This is a genomic window from Bacillus sp. FSL W8-1127 (assembly GCF_038006725.1).
Lineage (GTDB): Bacteria > Bacillota > Bacilli > Bacillales > DSM-4216 > Bacillus_O > Bacillus_O smithii.
In genome coordinates this window covers 1,728,854-1,747,408 of sequence record NZ_JBBOVU010000001.1, presented here as the reverse complement: position 1 = coordinate 1,747,408, position 18,555 = coordinate 1,728,854, and the positions used below count along the sequence as shown (strand labels likewise).

General features: G+C 39.2%; 16 protein-coding genes. 14 read left to right on the top strand and 2 right to left on the bottom strand.

Going from position 1 to position 18,555, the window contains the following annotated elements; genetic code table 11:
* The first annotated feature begins 37 nt into the window (after positions 1-37).
* The 7 genes from yneA to csaA all read left to right on the top strand — a co-directional run bounded on the left by yneA (position 38) and on the right by csaA (position 5,346).
* A complete protein-coding gene (gene yneA / locus NST12_RS08320) occupies positions 38-352 on the top strand; it encodes a cell division suppressor protein YneA (protein ID WP_341100900.1) in 315 nt (104 codons plus the stop codon).
* Between the two features lie 15 nt (positions 353-367).
* The gene (locus NST12_RS08315; RefSeq protein ID WP_040340893.1) at positions 368-1,033 is read left to right on the top strand and encodes a YneB family resolvase-like protein; all 666 of its coding nucleotides are present in this window, start codon (positions 368-370) and stop codon (positions 1,031-1,033) included.
* 74 nt (positions 1,034-1,107) lie between these two features.
* Positions 1,108-1,341, top strand: coding sequence for a DUF896 domain-containing protein (locus NST12_RS08310; RefSeq protein ID WP_003352957.1), 234 nt, complete (start codon positions 1,108-1,110; stop codon positions 1,339-1,341).
* A gap of 213 nt (positions 1,342-1,554) precedes the next feature.
* The gene (tkt, locus tag NST12_RS08305) at positions 1,555-3,561 is read left to right on the top strand and encodes a transketolase (RefSeq protein ID WP_341029579.1); all 2,007 of its coding nucleotides are present in this window, start codon (positions 1,555-1,557) and stop codon (positions 3,559-3,561) included.
* A gap of 242 nt (positions 3,562-3,803) precedes the next feature.
* Entirely contained in the window at positions 3,804-4,241 is a 438-nt protein-coding gene (gene sirA / locus NST12_RS08300; RefSeq protein WP_048623384.1) for a sporulation inhibitor of replication protein SirA, read from the top strand.
* An 82-nt stretch (positions 4,242-4,323) separates the two neighbouring features.
* Entirely contained in the window at positions 4,324-4,536 is a 213-nt protein-coding gene (locus NST12_RS08295; RefSeq protein ID WP_003352953.1) for a YneF family protein, read from the top strand.
* Positions 4,537-5,016: 480 nt separating this feature from the next.
* Positions 5,017-5,346, top strand: a complete 330-nt coding sequence (gene csaA / locus NST12_RS08290) for a chaperone CsaA (RefSeq protein ID WP_048623383.1) — start codon at positions 5,017-5,019, stop codon at positions 5,344-5,346.
* 225 nt (positions 5,347-5,571) lie between these two features.
* Here csaA and NST12_RS08285 read toward each other — a convergent pair whose 3' ends face one another.
* Positions 5,572-6,753 carry an MFS transporter gene (locus tag NST12_RS08285; protein WP_341029507.1) on the bottom strand — a complete coding sequence of 394 codons (1,182 nt, stop codon included), beginning with the start codon at positions 6,751-6,753 and terminating at the stop codon, positions 5,572-5,574.
* 136 nt (positions 6,754-6,889) lie between these two features.
* Between NST12_RS08285 and NST12_RS08280 the strand changes: the two genes are divergently transcribed.
* The 4 genes from NST12_RS08280 (at position 6,890) to NST12_RS08265 (ending at position 10,906) form a co-directional block, all read left to right on the top strand.
* The gene (locus NST12_RS08280; RefSeq protein WP_341029504.1) at positions 6,890-7,801 is read left to right on the top strand and encodes a LysR substrate-binding domain-containing protein; all 912 of its coding nucleotides are present in this window, start codon (positions 6,890-6,892) and stop codon (positions 7,799-7,801) included.
* 197 nt (positions 7,802-7,998) lie between these two features.
* Positions 7,999-8,706 (top strand): cytochrome c biogenesis protein CcdA, encoded by a 708-nt coding sequence (locus tag NST12_RS08275; protein WP_341029502.1) that lies wholly within the window; start codon positions 7,999-8,001, stop codon positions 8,704-8,706.
* A 184-nt stretch (positions 8,707-8,890) separates the two neighbouring features.
* Entirely contained in the window at positions 8,891-10,054 is a 1,164-nt protein-coding gene (locus NST12_RS08270; protein WP_048623008.1) for an IS256 family transposase, read from the top strand.
* Positions 10,055-10,417: 363 nt separating this feature from the next.
* Positions 10,418-10,906 carry a CcdC family protein gene (locus NST12_RS08265; RefSeq protein ID WP_048623380.1) on the top strand — a complete coding sequence of 163 codons (489 nt, stop codon included), beginning with the start codon at positions 10,418-10,420 and terminating at the stop codon, positions 10,904-10,906.
* A gap of 99 nt (positions 10,907-11,005) precedes the next feature.
* Here the strand turns inward: NST12_RS08265 and NST12_RS08260 are convergent, their stop codons facing one another.
* Complete coding sequence (locus NST12_RS08260) at positions 11,006-11,431, bottom strand: DUF2621 domain-containing protein (protein ID WP_003352947.1); 426 nt, start codon at positions 11,429-11,431, stop codon at positions 11,006-11,008.
* Between the two features lie 272 nt (positions 11,432-11,703).
* On the opposite strand from NST12_RS08260, the gene NST12_RS08255 reads away from it, so the two are divergent.
* The 3 genes from NST12_RS08255 to NST12_RS08245 all read left to right on the top strand — a co-directional run bounded on the left by NST12_RS08255 (position 11,704) and on the right by NST12_RS08245 (position 18,356).
* Positions 11,704-12,843: an exonuclease SbcCD subunit D gene (locus NST12_RS08255; protein ID WP_048623379.1), complete on the top strand. Its 1,140-nt coding sequence runs from the start codon at positions 11,704-11,706 to the stop codon at positions 12,841-12,843.
* Between the two features lie 2 nt (positions 12,844-12,845).
* A complete protein-coding gene (locus tag NST12_RS08250) occupies positions 12,846-15,977 on the top strand; it encodes an SMC family ATPase (RefSeq protein ID WP_341100895.1) in 3,132 nt (1,043 codons plus the stop codon).
* A gap of 288 nt (positions 15,978-16,265) precedes the next feature.
* A complete protein-coding gene (locus NST12_RS08245; protein WP_341100892.1) occupies positions 16,266-18,356 on the top strand; it encodes a heavy metal translocating P-type ATPase in 2,091 nt (696 codons plus the stop codon).
* Positions 18,357-18,555 lie beyond the last annotated feature (199 nt).

The window sequence follows — 18,555 nt, the reverse complement described above, 5'->3', positions numbered from 1 at the left end:
TCGTAAAAGAACAAACATTCGTTCGGAGGTAATTTTTATGATAAAATGGGTGTGGAAAAACTACCGTTTCGCCATCATTTTAGTGATTGTTTCCGTTCTGTCCGGTTTATTTATCATCGGTCAAATGACAAAGGAGCCAAATTATCAGAAAATCGTAGTGCATGAAGGAGATTCGTTATGGTCGATCGCCATGAAATATGGGGACCATCACAACATGGATTATAATGAATTTGTCAAATGGGTGGAACAGAAGAATCATCTTGCCAGCCCTGTCATTAAGCCAGGTGATAAAATTATTATTCAGGTTACAGCCGTGAATAAAAAACATCAAGTTGCTTATAAAGAGGAGTGATGAAACACGAAGGCCATTATCTATTGCCGAGTGAGCACGACAAAAGAAACTCAGGAAACATCATTGGAAAGGCAAGAAGAGGAACTTCGACGGCTCGCTTCAGAGTTTGGATTTGAACTGGCAGCTGTTATTCGTGACCAAGCAAGCGGTTATGATTTGGATCGTCCCGGCGTGCTGGAGATGTTAGATATGTTAAAAGACAAAAAAGCTGGCGCAGTATTGATTCAAGATGAAACTAGAATTGGAAGAGGCAATGCCAAAATTGCTCTTTTGCATTGCATTTATAAAGAAGGGGCTAAAGTTTTTAGCATATCTGACAAAGGAGAACTTCAGCTTTCAGAGTCGGATTCGATGGTTCTTAAAATCGTAAGCATGGTGGAAGAATATCAGCGAAAAATACATAATCTAAAAATCAAAAGAGGAATGATAAGAGCAGTTGAAAAGGGATATCGGCCTGAAAAGAATTTAAAAGGATCCGGAAATCCTTTAGGCAGAGAACGCAAAACACTCCCAATAGAAGAAATCATTCGATTGCGCAACAACGATCTTACATTTGCGGAAATTGCAGCTACATTAAGAGGATTCGGCTACGATGTCTCAAAAGCAACCGTCCATCGCCGCTACCAAGAATATATGGACAGACAGAAGAATGAATCGAAACAGTTGAATGAACAAGACTGAATTCTTGTTTTTTTGTTCTATTTCTAGTATGATTTCCATTAAAATAGGGATATCAAATGAAAAGGAGCAACGGTATGCTTTCAAGTGATAAGATTGCTAGAATCAATGAACTGGCAAAAAAATCTAAAACAGTTGGATTAACTCAAGAAGAAGCGAAAGAGCAATCTCGTTTGCGCGCTGAATATTTAACTGCATTTCGTTCTTCTATGAAAGAAACCATTGAAAAGGTCCGGGTTTTCGATTCAACTGGTCAAGAAGTCACACCAAAGAAATTAAGAAATATCCAAATGAGGAAAAAGCTTCATTGACAACCAATTATTGCTTCCCTTAACATCATGTTGATGGGAAGCTTTTTTTCTTTTCAATCGAATGGCAACTTTTAAGTATTCAAATTGGGAAATTCAATCAGGTAGTTTGAAAATCTGAGTAATTTTTCACAAACCATATCATTTTGTTGTATAATTGCTCACAGACATATAATATAAAATATGTAAGAAAATGAATTGGAAAGGGTGCTAGTCATGTTTGACCATACAGACCAGCTTGCAATTACGACAATTCGAACATTGTCGATTGATGCAATTGAAAAAGCAAAATCCGGGCATCCAGGTATGCCAATGGGAACAGCTCCGATGGCCTATACCCTCTGGACCCGTTTTATGAATCATAATCCGAAGAACCCAGATTGGTTTAATCGAGACCGATTTGTTCTTTCCGCCGGACATGGATCGATGCTTCTTTATAGTTTGCTTCATCTTTCCGGTTACGGAGTGACAATGGATGATATTAAAAACTTCCGTCAATGGGGAAGCAAAACTCCTGGACATCCGGAATATGGCCATACTCCAGGTGTTGAAGCTACAACCGGACCACTCGGACAAGGAATAGCCATGGCAGTCGGAATGGCAATGGCTGAGCGTCATTTAGCATCAGTTTATAATAAAGAAAACTATCCAATTGTCGACCATTATACATACGCAATTTGCGGTGACGGTGACTTAATGGAAGGGGTTTCTGCAGAAGCTGCTTCTTTAGCTGGTCATCTAAAACTTGGTCGTTTAATCGTGCTGTATGACTCCAATGACATTTCGTTGGACGGTGAATTGAACAAAGCGTTTTCAGAAAGTGTAGAACAACGCTTTAAAGCATATGGATGGCAATATCTTCGTGTAGAAGACGGCAATAATTTAGAAGAAATTGCCAAAGCCATTGAAGAAGCCCGAAACGATGAAATGCGTCCAACAATCATCGAAGTCAAAACAGTAATCGGTTATGGATCTCCTAATAAAGCAGGTACATCGTCTGTTCATGGCTCACCTCTTGGAGCAGATGAATTAAAGAAAACGAAAGAAGCATACAAATGGACTTTTGAAGAAGACTTCTATGTTCCGGATGAAGTTTATGAACGTTTCCATCAATTAACGGTTGAAAAAGGAAGCGAAAAAGAAAAAGAATGGCTGAACCTTTTTGCACAATATAAAAAGGATTACCCAGAATTAGGAAAACAATTGGAACAAGCTATTAACGGAGACCTGCCTGAAGATTGGGATGCAGAAATACCGGTTTATGAAGAAGGAAAAAGCATCGCTAGCAGATCATCTTCTGGAGAAGTGCTGAATGCGATCGCAAAACGCGTTCCAACTTTTATCGGCGGATCTGCTGATTTAGCTGGTTCTAACAAAACGACCATTAAAGAAGAAAAAGATTTTGGACCAAATTCTTATGATGGCCGTAACATTTGGTTCGGTGTTCGCGAATTTGCAATGGGTGCCGCTATGAATGGAATGGCCCTACATGGTGGAGTAAAAGTATTTGGTGGTACATTCTTCGTATTCTCCGATTATTTGCGTCCGGCTATTCGTTTGGCCGCTCTAATGGGACTGCCTGTTACTTATGTGCTTACCCATGACAGCATCGCTGTTGGTGAAGATGGCCCAACGCATGAACCGGTTGAACAGCTGGCGTCTTTACGGGCAATGCCTAATTTATCGGTTATCCGTCCTGCAGATGCTAATGAAACCGCAGCTGCGTGGAGAATGGCGCTTACTTCAAAAGATAAACCAACTGCATTAGTATTATCGCGTCAAAATTTACCGACGTTAAAAGGAACCGCAGAAACAGCTCAAGAAGGAGTAGAAAAGGGAGGATATGTCGTTTCTCCTTCTACTAAAGAAACTCCAGATGCCCTCTTGTTAGCGTCCGGTTCTGAAGTCCATCTAGCAGTTGAAGCCCAAAAACAGCTTTTGGAAGATGGAATTGACGTTTCCGTTGTCAGCTTGCCTTCTTGGGATCGTTTTGAAAAACAATCAGATGAATACAAAGAATCAGTCATTCCGTCAACCGTTAAAAAACGGCTTGCGATCGAAATGGCTTCCTCTTTCGGCTGGGAACGATATGTTGGAGACGAAGGAGAAATTTTGGCAATTGACCGTTTTGGAGCATCAGCCCCAGGAGAAATTGTCATGAAAGAGTACGGTTTTACGGCAGAAAATGTGGTAAATCGCGTAAAACAGTTATTAAATAAATAAGCTTGTTTAAGCTGCTGGCATTAAGCTGGCAGCTTTTTTATGCTGTTTTTGTAAAAAGCTGGTGTGGACTGTTTCGTTGATAAAACAACGTTGGTTTTCGTGAGCCGTTTTGGAAATAAACAGGAAGCGACAAAAAAAGAAAATCCTTTTACGAGAATTCTACAGGACATGCCGTTCCATTTTGTTATAATGAGCCATAACCAACTAAAACGGATCAAAATTGGACAAACGGGGGGATGGGTTTGCGCTTCTATCATATTTATTGGATAAAAGATGAATTTGCCTTTTATTTTTATGGACGGGAAAAAGTATTTTACCACTTGTTTTATGATTGGATGCATTCAAAAGGAGAATATAGAAGTATATTGGATTTGCAAGTTCAATATATTACGGAAGAACTTCCCGTCATGCAATTGTATCGGTTGATTCGCCAAAATCTTTCACGGCAAAAAGGATTTACCGTCGAAGGCAACACGTATCGGATGGAATCTACAGAAAAGAATGGGAGTACACTTGAAATTCAATCGACCAAAATGCTTTTAAAGGCCTCCGGCAGCTATGATTCAGAAATGTTATTTTTCGAATCTTTGAAAAATTTTAACGGTCGGTTGCTTGCTTTAGATTTTAATAATGGACGCTTTGGATGGGTGAAGCCATTAAAAGAAAGAAAATATGTTTAAAAAAGAAAAAGTGAAAGAAAATATTGTATAATCGGGTATCCTTTAGTACACTCTTATTAGACAACATGAAGGAGGAAGTACTATGTGGTATGTGCTAGTTGGAGTTCTGGCGTTGCTCGCCGGAGTTGCGCTAGGATTTTTTATTGCACGCAAATACATGATGGATTATTTAAAGAAAAACCCACCTATCAATGAACAAATGCTTCGAATGATGATGATGCAAATGGGCATGAAGCCGTCCCAAAAGAAAATTAATCAAATGATGAACGCGATGAACAAACAGTTTAAACAATAAATGCTTTGGACATCTAAAGGATTTCTGTATTATTGAGTTCACGTTCAAGTGAATTTCAAAACTTAAGAGCATCAATTGGTTAATTTTTCATCGGAATTTTCCATTTTTATCAGATTAATTTTTCCTATTTAAGTAAAGACTATTCTTTTCTATGGAAACGTGACCAAAGAAAGGAGTAGTCTTTTTTATTTATTTGGTATAAGCAAACCCATAGATTGTAAACTGTCTAGCAAGCTGCAATCGGTCGCATTTCCGGATAAATCATGATTCTTTCAAATGTGAATGGTGTTTTGATTCGTTCGGGTCTTTACCGCAGATTTTACGTTTTCCTAGACAGGGCGAGACAGCTATGCTACTCTTTTTGTTATCAGATTATTTCGACTTATCGCTCTCGTTTTTCCTTCGACTTTTGTGGTTTTGATCGTTCCTATTTAAGAAAAGTCTCTAATCACTTTTTTATAAAAAATGGGAGGTCTTATCATGGCGGCAATAGAGGATTTTTTGAAGTTAGATATTCGTATTGGTACGATCATTAAGGCAGAATCTTTTCCAGAGGCACGAAAACCCGCTATAAAATTAGAAATTGATTTTGGGGAATTGGGTATTAAACGTTCATCAGCCCAAATTACAAAGAGATATGAACCGGAACAGCTTATTGGACGTCAAGTAGTCGCAGTAGTAAACTTTCCCGCCAGACGAATTGCAGGTTTTAAATCGGAGGTTTTGGTGCTTGGCGGTATTCCGGAAGAAGGGGATGTGGTACTCTTAAAACCGGATGAACCTGTTAAAAATGGTACACCGATTGCCTAGGACGTTCGAGCGACTAATGTTTTAACAAACATCATTTTTGAGGAACAATCGGAAATGAATAGTTGAAAACATTCAAAGTAAGCCACCCAGGAACATCCGGTGGCTATTCGTTTGATTTGAAAAGCTTCTTTCTATACTTTGATTTTACGACATCTTGCTATAAGAATATTTTTTCCGTTTCCTGAAAAGTGCAAACAGAGATTCTTTTTTATTAATCCATATTTGTTACAAATCTAGGTGGTTATTCTTTCTTTTCGCATATTTCCTATATTTTTTATTACTTGATATAATTCCCCATTGCCCTAGTAAAGTGACTAACACAAGACAACCGGCAGCAAACGGAATTTGAGAAGGTGTCAATCCTGATAGCATTGCAAATCCAAAAAGAGCGGAACCTACAGCGCTACCTAAATAATTGGCGGAACTATTTAATGCAACAGAAGCGGCACCATGATTCGGATGCAATTGAAGTAATGCATGTTGCTGTGGCGATTGTGAAGCCCACCCCATCGCTCCCCAGAGAATGAAAGAAAGGTAAGAAAGTGAAGGAAGTTTCAGACCAAATGGCAGACTGAACATGGCGAAAGCCATAGTGGCTAGAATACAGATCATAAGTATGTCTGGCCGTCCTGTTCGATCGATTAGAGCACCAATGGAAAAGCTCCCAACAACGCCGCCGATCCCCCATGCCCAAAGATAGGGTGTGATGAATTGAATGTCTGCCACATTTTGCAATATGGATGCAGTATACGTGTAGAGACCTAAGCTGGCAGTGCTGGTCAAAAAAGTGATACTAATAATTGCCGCATTCCGTCCATTTGCTATCATGGCAACACGTTGACGAAGTGATGGTGGAGACGAAGCTGGAAAACTTGGAAACCATATCATGATTCCAAACATGGCAACAAGACCTAAAACAGTAATAAACCAAAGAGTTGCATGCCAATCGAGATGTTCAGCAATGATCAATCCAAGCGGAACTCCTACAACGGTTCCTGTGCTCATGCCGCCTAGCATCATACCCAGAGCTCGACCGCGTTTCTTTTTGGAAACGAGGGAAGCAGCAGCAGTTGCGGCCAAAGGGGAATAAAGACCAGCTCCAATTCCTGCAACTGCACGAGCTATAAGCAGCATGGAGAAACTCGAAGCTATTGCACTAGCCCCATTTCCTAATGAGAAAACTGCTAGTGCCCATACTAAGATTCTGCGTATTGATTTTCCGGACAACAATGTTGCAAAAATGGGTGCAGCTAATGCATAACAAAGTGTGAAGACACTTACCGCTTGTCCCGTTTGTGATGCGCTTATTCTAAGCGTTTTCCCGATATCCGGCAACAAACCAGCTATTACATAGGCGTCAAATCCAAGAGTGAACATACCTATTGTGAGGAGAAGAATTTGTCGCATACTAACCTCCATTTTCATTGAATCATTCTTTTTGAATGGAACCTTCGTAATTTCACTTTACAAGAATCATTTTTATACGTCTAATATATATTTAAGGATACATTAATACATAATAAGTATTAATAAGGAGAGGAAAGTGTTGGAACTACGACATTTAAAATATTTCGTAACAGTTGCTGAAGAATTACATTTTGGAAAAGCTGCTGCTCGTTTAAATATGGCACAGCCCCCGCTAAGTTCTCAAATTCGCCAATTAGAAGAAGAAATAGGAGTGCCGCTTTTCCATCGAACGAAAAGGAAGGTAGAGTTAACAAAAGAAGGGCAGGTGTTTTTAGAAAAAGTTTATCTGATTTTGAAGAATTTAGAGGACGCAATTGAAACAGTCAGAATGGTGAACCGTGGTGAGATCGGAGAAATAGCAATCGGTTTCATCTCATCCGCATCCTATGATATTCTTCCAGCCATTATTCAGCATTATCGAAAAAAATACCCTAATATTCATATTGATTTACTACAGTTAACGACAGAAGAACAAGTGAAAGCTTTACACGAAGGACGTATTGATGTGGGCATACTATGTCATCCTATTGAAAATGACAACGTACTTTTTGAAGTCATTCGACAAGAGCCTATGGTGATCGCTTTACCAAAGGATCATCCACTAGCACGCGAAACATCTTCGATCAATCTTAACGATTTATCCAATGATCCATTCATAGTGACGGGAAGAAAGGCAAATCAGAGACATTATGATACATTGATAAAATTATGTTATCAGGCAGGATTTAGTCCAAAGGTAGTGCAAGAAACAAAAGAATTATCTACGGTTCTATCGCTTGTTTCATCGGGAATGGGCGTTGCTCTTGTACCAGCTTCCATACAAAGCATTTTTAAAAATAAAGTCATTTATCGTAACATTCGGAATCATCCATATACTACGACCGCTCTTGCTTGGAAAAGCGGCAATCTATCCCCGACAGTACGTGCCTTTATTGAACTAGTGAAGAAATCTATCATCCCGCTAATGAATCAGTGTGATTGTGAATAATTTCTTTTTGTTTAAGCAAACATTTTGCTGATGATATAATCCGGAAGAAAGAAAAAAATGGATGTTAGGATGCGAAAAGTTTTCTTAATAGTTTCTTGAAACTCGATCAGCTTGCCACAAAATGTTCAAATTTTCAGGCGGAAATTTCGTCTGCGTCTCTGCTAAAATGGAAGAACGAAAGAAAGGGAGTGGAACGATTGACCGATGTAAATGGGCTGCTGGCTTTTGGAGCGGGGTTTTTAAGTTTTATTTCTCCCTGCTGTCTGCCTTTATATCCTGCTTTTTTATCCTATATAACAGGAATGAGTGTCAATGAGTTAAAAACAGAAAACGCGATGTTGCAAAAGAGAAGTTTGCTCCATACTTTCTTTTTTTTAGTCGGATTTTCTGCTATTTTTATTTCACTTGGATTTGCCACTTCCTTTGTTGGATCCTTTTTTCGCAACTATCAAGATCTCATCCGACAAATTGGCGCTTTATGCATTATTTTTTTTGGTTTGATCGTAGCCGGCCTATTGAAACCCGAATTTTTCATGAAGGAGCGGCGCTTTCAATTTAAAAACCGGCCTTCTGGCTACTTAGGCTCCATCTTGATAGGGATGGCCTTTGCCGCCGGCTGGACGCCATGTACGGGCCCCATTTTAATGTCTGTCATCGCTTTAGCAGCCTCCAATCCGGAATCTGGATTCCTTTATATGTCTGCCTATACGCTTGGTTTCGCTATTCCGTTTTTTATTTTGTCATTCTTTATCGGCAGATTGAAATGGATGCGGACACATAGTGGATGGATCGTCAAAGTGGGTGGACATTTGATGATTTTGATGGGGGTGCTCTTGTTTTTTGACTGGTTGACGAAAATCATCATGGTGTTTAATCAGCTTTTTGGTACGTTTCAAGGATTTTAGCCAAAAAATGGTGCTAATTTTAATAGCTATCATTTGAAAAAACGATTCATCGTTCTTGAAAAGAGGTATAAAAAGATGATGTAAATTATTTTGTGTAAGCAAATTTTTCTACTAGAAAAAAAGAAAAAGGCAGGGTATTCTCAGATTTGCGACCAAACAAAACTGAAAGGAGATACCCTACCTTATGAGTAATAGTATACTCAACTCAGATTTCGCAAATCAACTGGAAAATATGATAAAAGATTTTGTTCAAGAAAAGCTTGAATTCATCATGAGAGAAGAAATCAAAAATTTCCTCCAAGTGGAACAGGAACACGTTCAAAACTCAAGAAATGGTTATTATCACCGTACTCTTGATACAAAGTACGGGAAAATAGAAGCTCTTACGGTTCCAAGAGATCGCAACGGGGATTTCCAGACTCAACTGTTTGAGCCTTATCAACGTCAAGACGGCTGGCTGGAACAGGCGATTATTAAAATGTATCAAAGTGGGATGAGCACTCGAGAAATTGGGAAGTTTATCGAAAGAATTCTTGGTTCAACCTACTCTCCTACCACGATTAGTCATATTACAGATGCCGCGTTGGAGGATATTCAAAAATGGCAACAACGTCCATTAAACAAACGGTATTCTGTGTTGTATCTTGATGGGTTTTATATAAAAGTTCGTCGTGATACGTATGCCAAAGAAGTCATTTACGTTGTTCTTGGTGTCAATGAAGAAGGTTATCGTGAAATTCTTGGCTTTTACGTTGGAGGTCAAGAAAGCGCGCATGGCTGGCAAGAGATTCTCCAAGACCTTTATACACGCGGTGCTCATGAAGTCTTACTTGGTGTTTTTGATGGACTCCCAGGTCTTGAAGAAGCCTTTAAAGCCGTCTATCCGAAAGCCGATGTTCAACGATGTGTGGTCCACAAAGTAAGAAATACGTTAAACAAGGTAAGGAAAAAAGACCAATTTGAAGTGGCTGAAGACCTAAAGCTGATCTATCGTTCGATGACAAGAGACGCAGCCATTCAAGCCTTTCATGAGTTTAAAGACAAGTGGTCTAAAAAGTATCCTAGAGAAGTCCAATCTTGGGAACAAGATTTAGATGTCCTCCTAACATTCATGAAATATCCGACCAGTATTCGTAGTGTCATCTACACGACCAATGCGATTGAACGAACGATTAAAGATATACGTAAACGACTCAAAACGATGAACAGCTTAACCAGTATTGAAGCAGCAGAAAAAATCACGTTCTTAACGGTACAGGACTTGAATGAAAAATGGTCCACTAGAAAACTTAAAGGGTTTTCTACGGCATACAAGGCACTTCAAGATATGTTTGAAGAAAGATACTGAAAGACCAAATTTTGTTCATGAAGAACAGAGTCTAGGGAGACTAAGTTGTCTTATATGAGACTGAATATTCAGTCTCATATAAGACAACTAAACACCTCCTCCAAGATTAAAAAAACGTATCTGAGAATACTCTCTTACACAAAATTCTTGACGGTACCTATAAAAAAAGAATGAATTGAAAAATAAGGTAATTTTTTGTTTTCATCATCAAAATGTTATATAATAGTTCGTGCAAATCTCCATTCATAAAAAAATTTCTTATCGACAAACTGAAAGAAATGTAGCGTGTGAATCAAAACCGATCATTGTTCATATAGTTTGTACGAAAAAAACGTTTTAAAAATTTGAAAAAAGGTGATTCAGATGTGGTTAATCGCTTCATCTATCTTTGCTGTAGTGATGGGTGTTTCCGTCATCATGATTCGATTAAAAGCAGCTAAAAAGCCAACATCCGTTAAGAAAATCATTTTGCCGCCGATTTTTATGAGCACTGGCAGTTTGATGTATTTGTTTCCGCAATTTCGGATAACACCAATGGAAATGATGGAATCCATTATGCTTGGAATGCTTTGTTCCATTATTTTAATTAAAACGTCGAGATTTGAAATTCGTGATAATGAAATTTATTTAAAACGATCAAAAGCTTTCGTTTATATTTTAGTGACGCTTTTAATTGTTCGATTGATCGTAAAAGCCATTTTAAGTACTACTATTCATGTAGGTCAGCTGAGCGGAATGTTCTTCTTGCTGGCATTTTCGATGATTGTTCCTTGGAGAATTGCGATGTACATTCAGTATAAAAAGATGCTGAATCAATTAAACGATGGCCCCATTCAAACGAATAGCCTGTAAAAAGAGAATTTTGTTCGATGAATTTTTCTGTTAAAGTTTTACAAAAAAGAGGCTGGCTCATAGGATTCAATCCTGATAGAGCCAGCCTTTCCTCTATGTTCAAAAGAAATGTTCGTACTTTGATAAATCCACATTCATTGCCGTCAGCTTTTTTCTTAAAAATTTGTGATCTCTTTTTGGAGTGGCCATGATATAACCCCGAATAATTAAGTCCATGTTCATCCGTTCGGCTTGTTCATTTAAAGCAAGTTCTCCGATTTTGCCGGCAATTTTATGACGGGCGACATCTCGAAACAGTTCAGGAACCGGACTGACAAGCTCTTCCAAAATGGCTTTATGGGTGTCATCCCATAAATGGCGTGTCTTCTCTACATAATATTCTTCCCAGTCCATGTCGGATTTACCGTCCGCTTTCGGAAGCCGTTTCAAAAATTTGCGAAACATGAAAAAACCGCCGATGGAAATGGTTATAATCAAAAAGATTCCCCACAGCAAAATAAAATAAGAAAACCAGCCGACAAGCATAGACTACCTCCAACATTCGAACATTGATTGATATCATTATAGACAAAGAATGGAAAAACTACAACTTTTCTCCTCCATTAAGAGAGTTCGTTCACTCCTTGTGAGAGAATGGCGGAAAGAAATTTTGTTATAATGAAATCAATGAAACTCGTATGAATATTAGAGGCAAAAACGACTGTGAGAAAGAAACATTTTTACCCGCTATCAAACACAATTAAGAGCGGACGTTTTTATTTCTTTGGAGTTATAACGAGGAAAAGGTGATCGATATCATGAAATTGATTCATACTGCCGATTGGCACTTAGGAAAGCTTGTTCACGGAATTTATATGACAGAACAGCAGAGAGAAGTGTTAAGGCAATTTGTTCAATTAGTAGAAAGAGAACAGCCGGATGCCGTATTGATCGCTGGCGATTTATATGACCGATCCGTTCCACCGACAGAGGCGGTCGAACTGTTAAACGAAGTGTTATACCAACTCAATGTTGAATTAAAAGTGCCGGTACTCGCTATTTCCGGTAATCATGACAGCGCTGAACGTCTTTCATTTGGTTCATCTTGGTTCCGGCGCAGTCAGTTTTATTTAAAGGGAAAACTCACAACGGATTTTACGCCTGTTCGGATAGAAGGGGTTAATTTTTATTTAATTCCTTACAGCGAACCTGGAATCGTGAGGGAATTATTGGGTGATGATTCGATACATACGCATGAAGACGCCATGAAAGCGATCATCGGAGAAATTGAAAAACAATTAAATCCGAATGAGATCAATATTTTAATAGGTCATGCTTTCGTTCTTGGAGGGAAAACGACGGACTCAGAAAGGACGTTAGCTGTCGGCGGCTCTGGTTGTATTTCTGCAGATGTATTTTCTCCGTTCCATTATACCGCTCTTGGACATTTGCACAGTCCAAACGCTCTTTCTCATCCTACCATTCGTTATTCTGGTTCATTGTTGAAATATTCGTTTTCAGAAGCGAATCAAAAGAAAAGTGTAACGATCATCGAATTGGATGACAACGGACAGTTTGAGATCAGAGAAGAAAAACTGACTCCAAAATTCGATTTAAGAGAATTGGAAGGATATCTCGATGAACTGCTTGATCCTGCTTTTTATCAACAGCAAAAAACGGATGATTTCTTAAAAATTACCCTGTTGGATGAAGGAGCATTAATTGACCCAATTGGGAAATTGCGAAAAATATATCCTAATGTTCTCCATTTAGAGAGAAAAGTAGATTTTTTGGACGAAAGAAGGAAAGAACAATATTTTATTATGAAAGAAAAAGAAGTATCAGAATTAGAGTTGTTTCAGCGCTTTTATGAACAGATGACTACTAGACCGTTTACAGATGAGAAAAGATCCATAATGAAAACCATCATAGAAAGCGTCAAAAAGGAGGTGCTGTGACCATGAGGCCTCTTCGGCTCACTTTACAAGCGTTTGGACCGTACGCGGGAAAAGAAGTGATTGATTTCACGAAATTGGGAAACAGAACCATGTTTGTAATAACCGGGAAAACAGGAGCAGGGAAAACAACGATTTTTGACGGCATTTGTTTTGCTATTTATGGAAAGGCGAGCGGAGAAGATCGGAGCGGAACCGATCTTCGCAGCCATTTTGCCGATCCAGAGACTTTGACGGAAGTTTCTTTATTGTTTTCGCTGCGTGGACAAACTTATTACATTGTCCGATCGCCTCAGCAAGAAAAGAAGAAAGCAAGAGGAGACGGTATGACGACAGTAAATGCTAAGGCAGAGCTTTACCGTATAACAGATCAAGGGGAGAAACAAATCATTGCTTCCAATGTTCGGGAAACGGAGGAGAAGATCAAAGAATTAATCCAGCTGGATGCCCATCAGTTTCGACAAATTTTGATGATTCCCCAAGGAGAATTTCGCAAGCTGCTTGTTTCGGACAGCAAAGAGAAAGAAGCGATTTTGCAGAAATTGTTTCATACAGAACTGTATAAAAAAATTGAAGAAAAATTAAAAGAAGAAGCGGACCAGCTAAAATCAATCGTTCAGCAGAGAAAACAGGAACAAGAACGGCTGTTAAAAAGCATTCGCACTCAAAACAGCGAACTTCTTGAAGCACTTCATCAGGAAATAGTGGATCCACAACGCATATTAGACCTGCTTTCATCGGAGTTAAAAGAGTGGAGAAGCCAATATGAGTCGATTAAAAGTGAAATTTCGGAAAAGCAAGTGCAACGTGATCAGCTGAAAGAACAAATCACGCAAGGAAAAGCGATCCTTGATCAATTTACTTTAAAGCGCCAGTTGGAAGAAGAAAAAACAAAGCTTGAACGTCAAATCGAAGAAGTGGAAAAACACCAATTGGAAGTCGAAAGAGCGAAAAAAGCGGCCAAACTGGATCAACAAGAAAATCAGTGTCGACGCTTGCATGCTGAAATTCAAGAATTTGAAAAGCGAAAACAAATATTTCAGAACCAACTATCGGAAATAGAGCCTAAGCTGGCAGCAGCTCAAAAGAATTGGGAAGAAGAACAAGCGAAAGAAGAAGAGAGAAAAAGAGCGGTAGAAGCAGTGAGTCGTTTAAAAGCCCTTGAAAACGATATCCAATCGTATGAAGAAGAAACGATTGCTCTCGATAAGATGGAGGCCCAATGGAAAGAGCTGCAACAAGAGAAACAAACCTATTCAGATCAATTGGAAAAAATCGAAGAAAGGTTAGAACAAAAAAATACTTTGCTGAGTGAACTCGAACAAACGAAATTAGCCCTATTACAGCGTGAACGTTTGATCGAAAAAACAGAAAGGATTGTCAATCGGCTGTTAAAATATCAAGATGAACAACATCGAAAAGAGCGTATCCTTTCAGCATTAGCGGTGGCTAATGAGCAGCTTCAGGCAACCGAAAGAGCGCTTCTCGATGCAAAAGCGACCGTTCGGCATTTAGAAAAAGAGTGGTTTGATGGACAAGCGGGAATATTGGCTCAAAAACTGCAAGAACATGAGCCTTGCCCTGTTTGCGGATCTGTTCACCACCCTGCTCCGGCGCAATATAAACAGGAATTACCTTCCGAAGAAGATCTAAACTCCGCGAAAGAAAAGGCTGCCGAGGTAGAACGGCGCAAACAAGAAGTGGAAAGAAGATTCCTTCAACTACAACTCGAAATGAAAACGATCGAAAACTCAAAAGAAGAAATTCAAAAGGAACTAGAAAACCTTTTTCCGAATTTCTCGGAGGAGTCTTTATCATCCGATATCCGTTCGCAGCAATCTAGTTTGCAAGAGTTGAAACTTCGGCAGCAGCAGGATAAAAAAGCTCTACGAAAAGAACAAGAGCTGAAAACCGAAGCGGAGCAATTGACAGTCGAAAAACAACAAGTGGAAAATGCTCTGGAAAAATGCTTGGAAACTGTAGATGAAATCGAAAAGCAAATGATGATGAAACGAGCCAATATTGAACGAATGAACACACAAATACCAGAGAATTTGCGTTCAAAGTCGTCGTTTCAAAAAGCTTTACAAAAGCGGATCCAGTATCAGGAATCTTTGCAAAAGTCTTATGACGAGGCTCAAAAACGATATCAAGAACTGAACATGAGTATGGTAAAATTACAATCCCGTGTGGAGGAAGTTACCAATACATTATTAGAAAAAATGAAACAGATGGACTTGGAAAGAAATACATTTAAACAGATGCTGAAAGAAGAAGGATTTCCCGATTATCGGCATTACGAAAAGGCCAAACGAACAGAAGAGGAAATCAAAATGCTGGAAAATACCATCCAGGAATTTTGGGAACGTTATCGCTATGTCTCTTCTCGTATGGATGAACTTGAACGAGTGTTAGCAGGTATCCAAATTCCCGATTTGAATCGTTTCAATCAAAAATTAAACGAAATAATGGAAGAACTAGCCCAACTGGATGAAAAAAGAACTTCCACTCTTTTAACGATCCAAAATAATGAGATGATTTATCAAAACGTGACGGACATTAACAAAGAACTGGAGCAACTGGAAGAACAATATAAAACATTTGGCCATCTTTATGAAATAACAAAGGGACAAAATCCGCACAGGCTCACATTTGAACGGTATGTATTAGCTGCATTTCTTGATGATATTTTGCTGTCAGCCAATGAAAGACTGGCAAAAATGACGGGTGGAAGGTACCGGATGCTGCGGAAAAGAGATCGATCAAAAGGCAATGTCCAAAGTGGATTGGAATTATTGATTTACGATCAATATACAGGGCAGACGCGCCATGTAAAGACGCTATCAGGAGGTGAAAGTTTTAAAGCGTCTTTATCACTTGCATTAGGCATGGCGGATGTTGTTCAAAGCTATGCCGGCGGAATTTCTCTTGAAACGATGTTTATTGACGAAGGATTTGGAACACTGGATCCTGAATCTTTAGATCAAGCGATCGAAGCTTTGATGGATATTCAAGACAGTGGACGTCTGGTTGGAATTATTTCCCATGTGCCTGAATTAAAAGAACGAATCGATGCAAGATTAGAAGTGATTTCAACACAAAACGGAAGTCATACAAAGTTTCATATTTTCTATTAAAATCTCCAAAAAGAGCCTTGCTGTTGAATTGAAGTTCTTTTCAGTAAGGCTCCATTGATAGAACGATCATTCCTGTTTAGAATGAATGGATCAACACCGTTCATCCATTCAAAATAACCGAGTTTGATTCGCTGTGTTACGTTTCGATTAGTATGCATTCAACCCATTTTGATCAGGAGAAAGTTTAAAAAATGATTTTAAGATAGAAGCATATCATTCTATATGAGCATATCATGGTATGCTAAAATAAAAGAAAAATTTGGAACGAATAGATGGGGGTGCCGCATAATGGCGGAGTACCGAATAAAGGGCCTTTCTTGCGCCAGTTGTGCACAAGAATTGGAAGAAGAAATTCAAAAACTCCCCCATGGGGAAGATGCAAAAATTTTATATCATACTGGAAAACTACAGATATCGGACCAAATCGATATATCCAAAGTGGAAAAAATTTTGGCCTCAGATGGGGCTTCCATCGTTCAAAATGATAAACAAAAAGAACATGATCATCAGGACAGCGATTCTAATTGGAAGCTTCTCCTCTTTATTTCAACTGTCCTGTATGTTTTGGCGTTGTTAGCAGAAAACAAATCCCCCAGCTACATGCCTGTACTGTTTTATTTAGCCGCAGCTGCCGTTAGTGGACATGAGACGTTTATAAAAGGGATGAAAAATTTATTCCATTTCAAATTTAACATGAATACTCTCATGACCATTGCCTTGATCGGTGCCTTTTGTATTGGTCAGTGGAAAGAAGCTGCATTTGTCGCTATTTTATTTGGATTAAATGAATATTTGGAAGGGCTGGGAATGGAAAAGGCACGCCGCTCCATGGAATCGCTGCTGCGTGCCGCTCCAAAAGAAGCCGTATTGTTGGTGAACGGAGAAGAACGGGTGATCCCGATCGATCAACTGAAGATTGGAGATATCGTTTTGGTGAAATCGGGAGAAAAGATTCCTTCCGATGGAGTGGTCATTGAAGGAAAAAGCTCGGTGAATGAAGCTGCTGTTACAGGAGAGTCTCTGCCAATTGAAAAATCAACAAACGACCCAGTATTTGGAGGAAGCATCAACAACGAGGGCGTATTAAAAGTTAAAGTGACTAAGTTATATAACGATTCCTCTATAGCGAAAATCCTCCGTTTAGTAGAAGAGGCTCAGTCTAAGAAAACGCCGATTGAAACATTTATGGATCGTTTTGCTCAATATTATACTCCGCTGATTTTTCTCATTTCTTTGTTCGTGATCCTTTTTCCTCCCCTCTTTTTGAATTGGGAATGGAAATTCTCGCTATATCAAGGATTAGCCGTCTTAATTGTAGGATGCCCATGTGCTCTTTTGTTGGCTTCTCCAATCGCATTAATCTCAGGGATTACGAGAAATGCTCGAAACGGAATTTTAATGAAAGGCGGCGTGTTTCTAGAACAACTAGGTAAAATCAAAACGATTGCATTGGATAAAACGGGGACATTGACAGCAGGAAAACCGGTTGTCGAAAAAACAATAGTATATGATGACCAATTTTACTTCATTGCGGCATCCGTAGAATCATTATCTGGACACCCTTTAGCTAAAGCTGTTTACGAAGCGGCGTGCAAACAAACAACTCAAAAGGCACAGCCTGAACAAGTCGTTACGCTGCCTGGAAAAGGCGTGAAAGCGGTCATAACCGGAAAATCTTATTTTGTCGGCAATGAAAAAAGCGCCGGTCACCTTCAGCTATCGGAATCTATCCAAAAAGATCTTGAGGATTTGAAAAAACATGGTTATACCATCGTCATGGTCTCTGATGAATCCAAAGTATTTGGGATGATGGGTGTTACCGACCAAATTCGTCCGGAAAGTCACACTCTTGTTTCCAAACTGCACCAAGCCGGCATCAAACAGGTTGTGATGTTAACAGGGGACCATAAAGGAACGGCAGAAAAAGTCGCAAAACAAACTGGAATTCAAGAAGTTTACGCCGGGCTTTTGCCGGACGAGAAACTAGCCGTGATCCAAGAACTATCTAAACATGAAAAAACAGCTATGATTGGAGACGGAATCAATGATGCTCCTGCTCTGGCAGCTGCGGATCTCGGTATTGCGATGGGAAAAGGTTCTGATAGTGCCATTGAAACGGCAGATGTCGTCTTAATGCAAGATCATCTCGGAAAGTTGCCGTCTGCGATTGCGATTTCCAAAAGAGTCAATCGAACCATTCAATTGAATATTGGATTGGCGCTCGGCTTAAAATTGTTGGCACTGCTGCTTACGATTCCCGGCTGGCTGACACTGTGGATTGCCATCATGTCCGACATGGGAGCTACCATCATCATTACCCTCATAAGTTTAAGCATCTTAATGGAAACAAAGAAAGAAAAACAACTAGAAATTAGCTGATGGGGATTCCTTTAGATCCCCCATCTGTTACATTAAATAAGAAACATAACTTAAATCCAATGGAAAGATCTGCTTCGCGGAACTTTATCTCCACACAACACGAAAAAATGATCCTTCCGGTTCATTCATTCCACATAAAGGCATCATCGTTTTAGAGAACCAGCAGCATTGAAAAGATCCATGATATTGAAAATTGCTT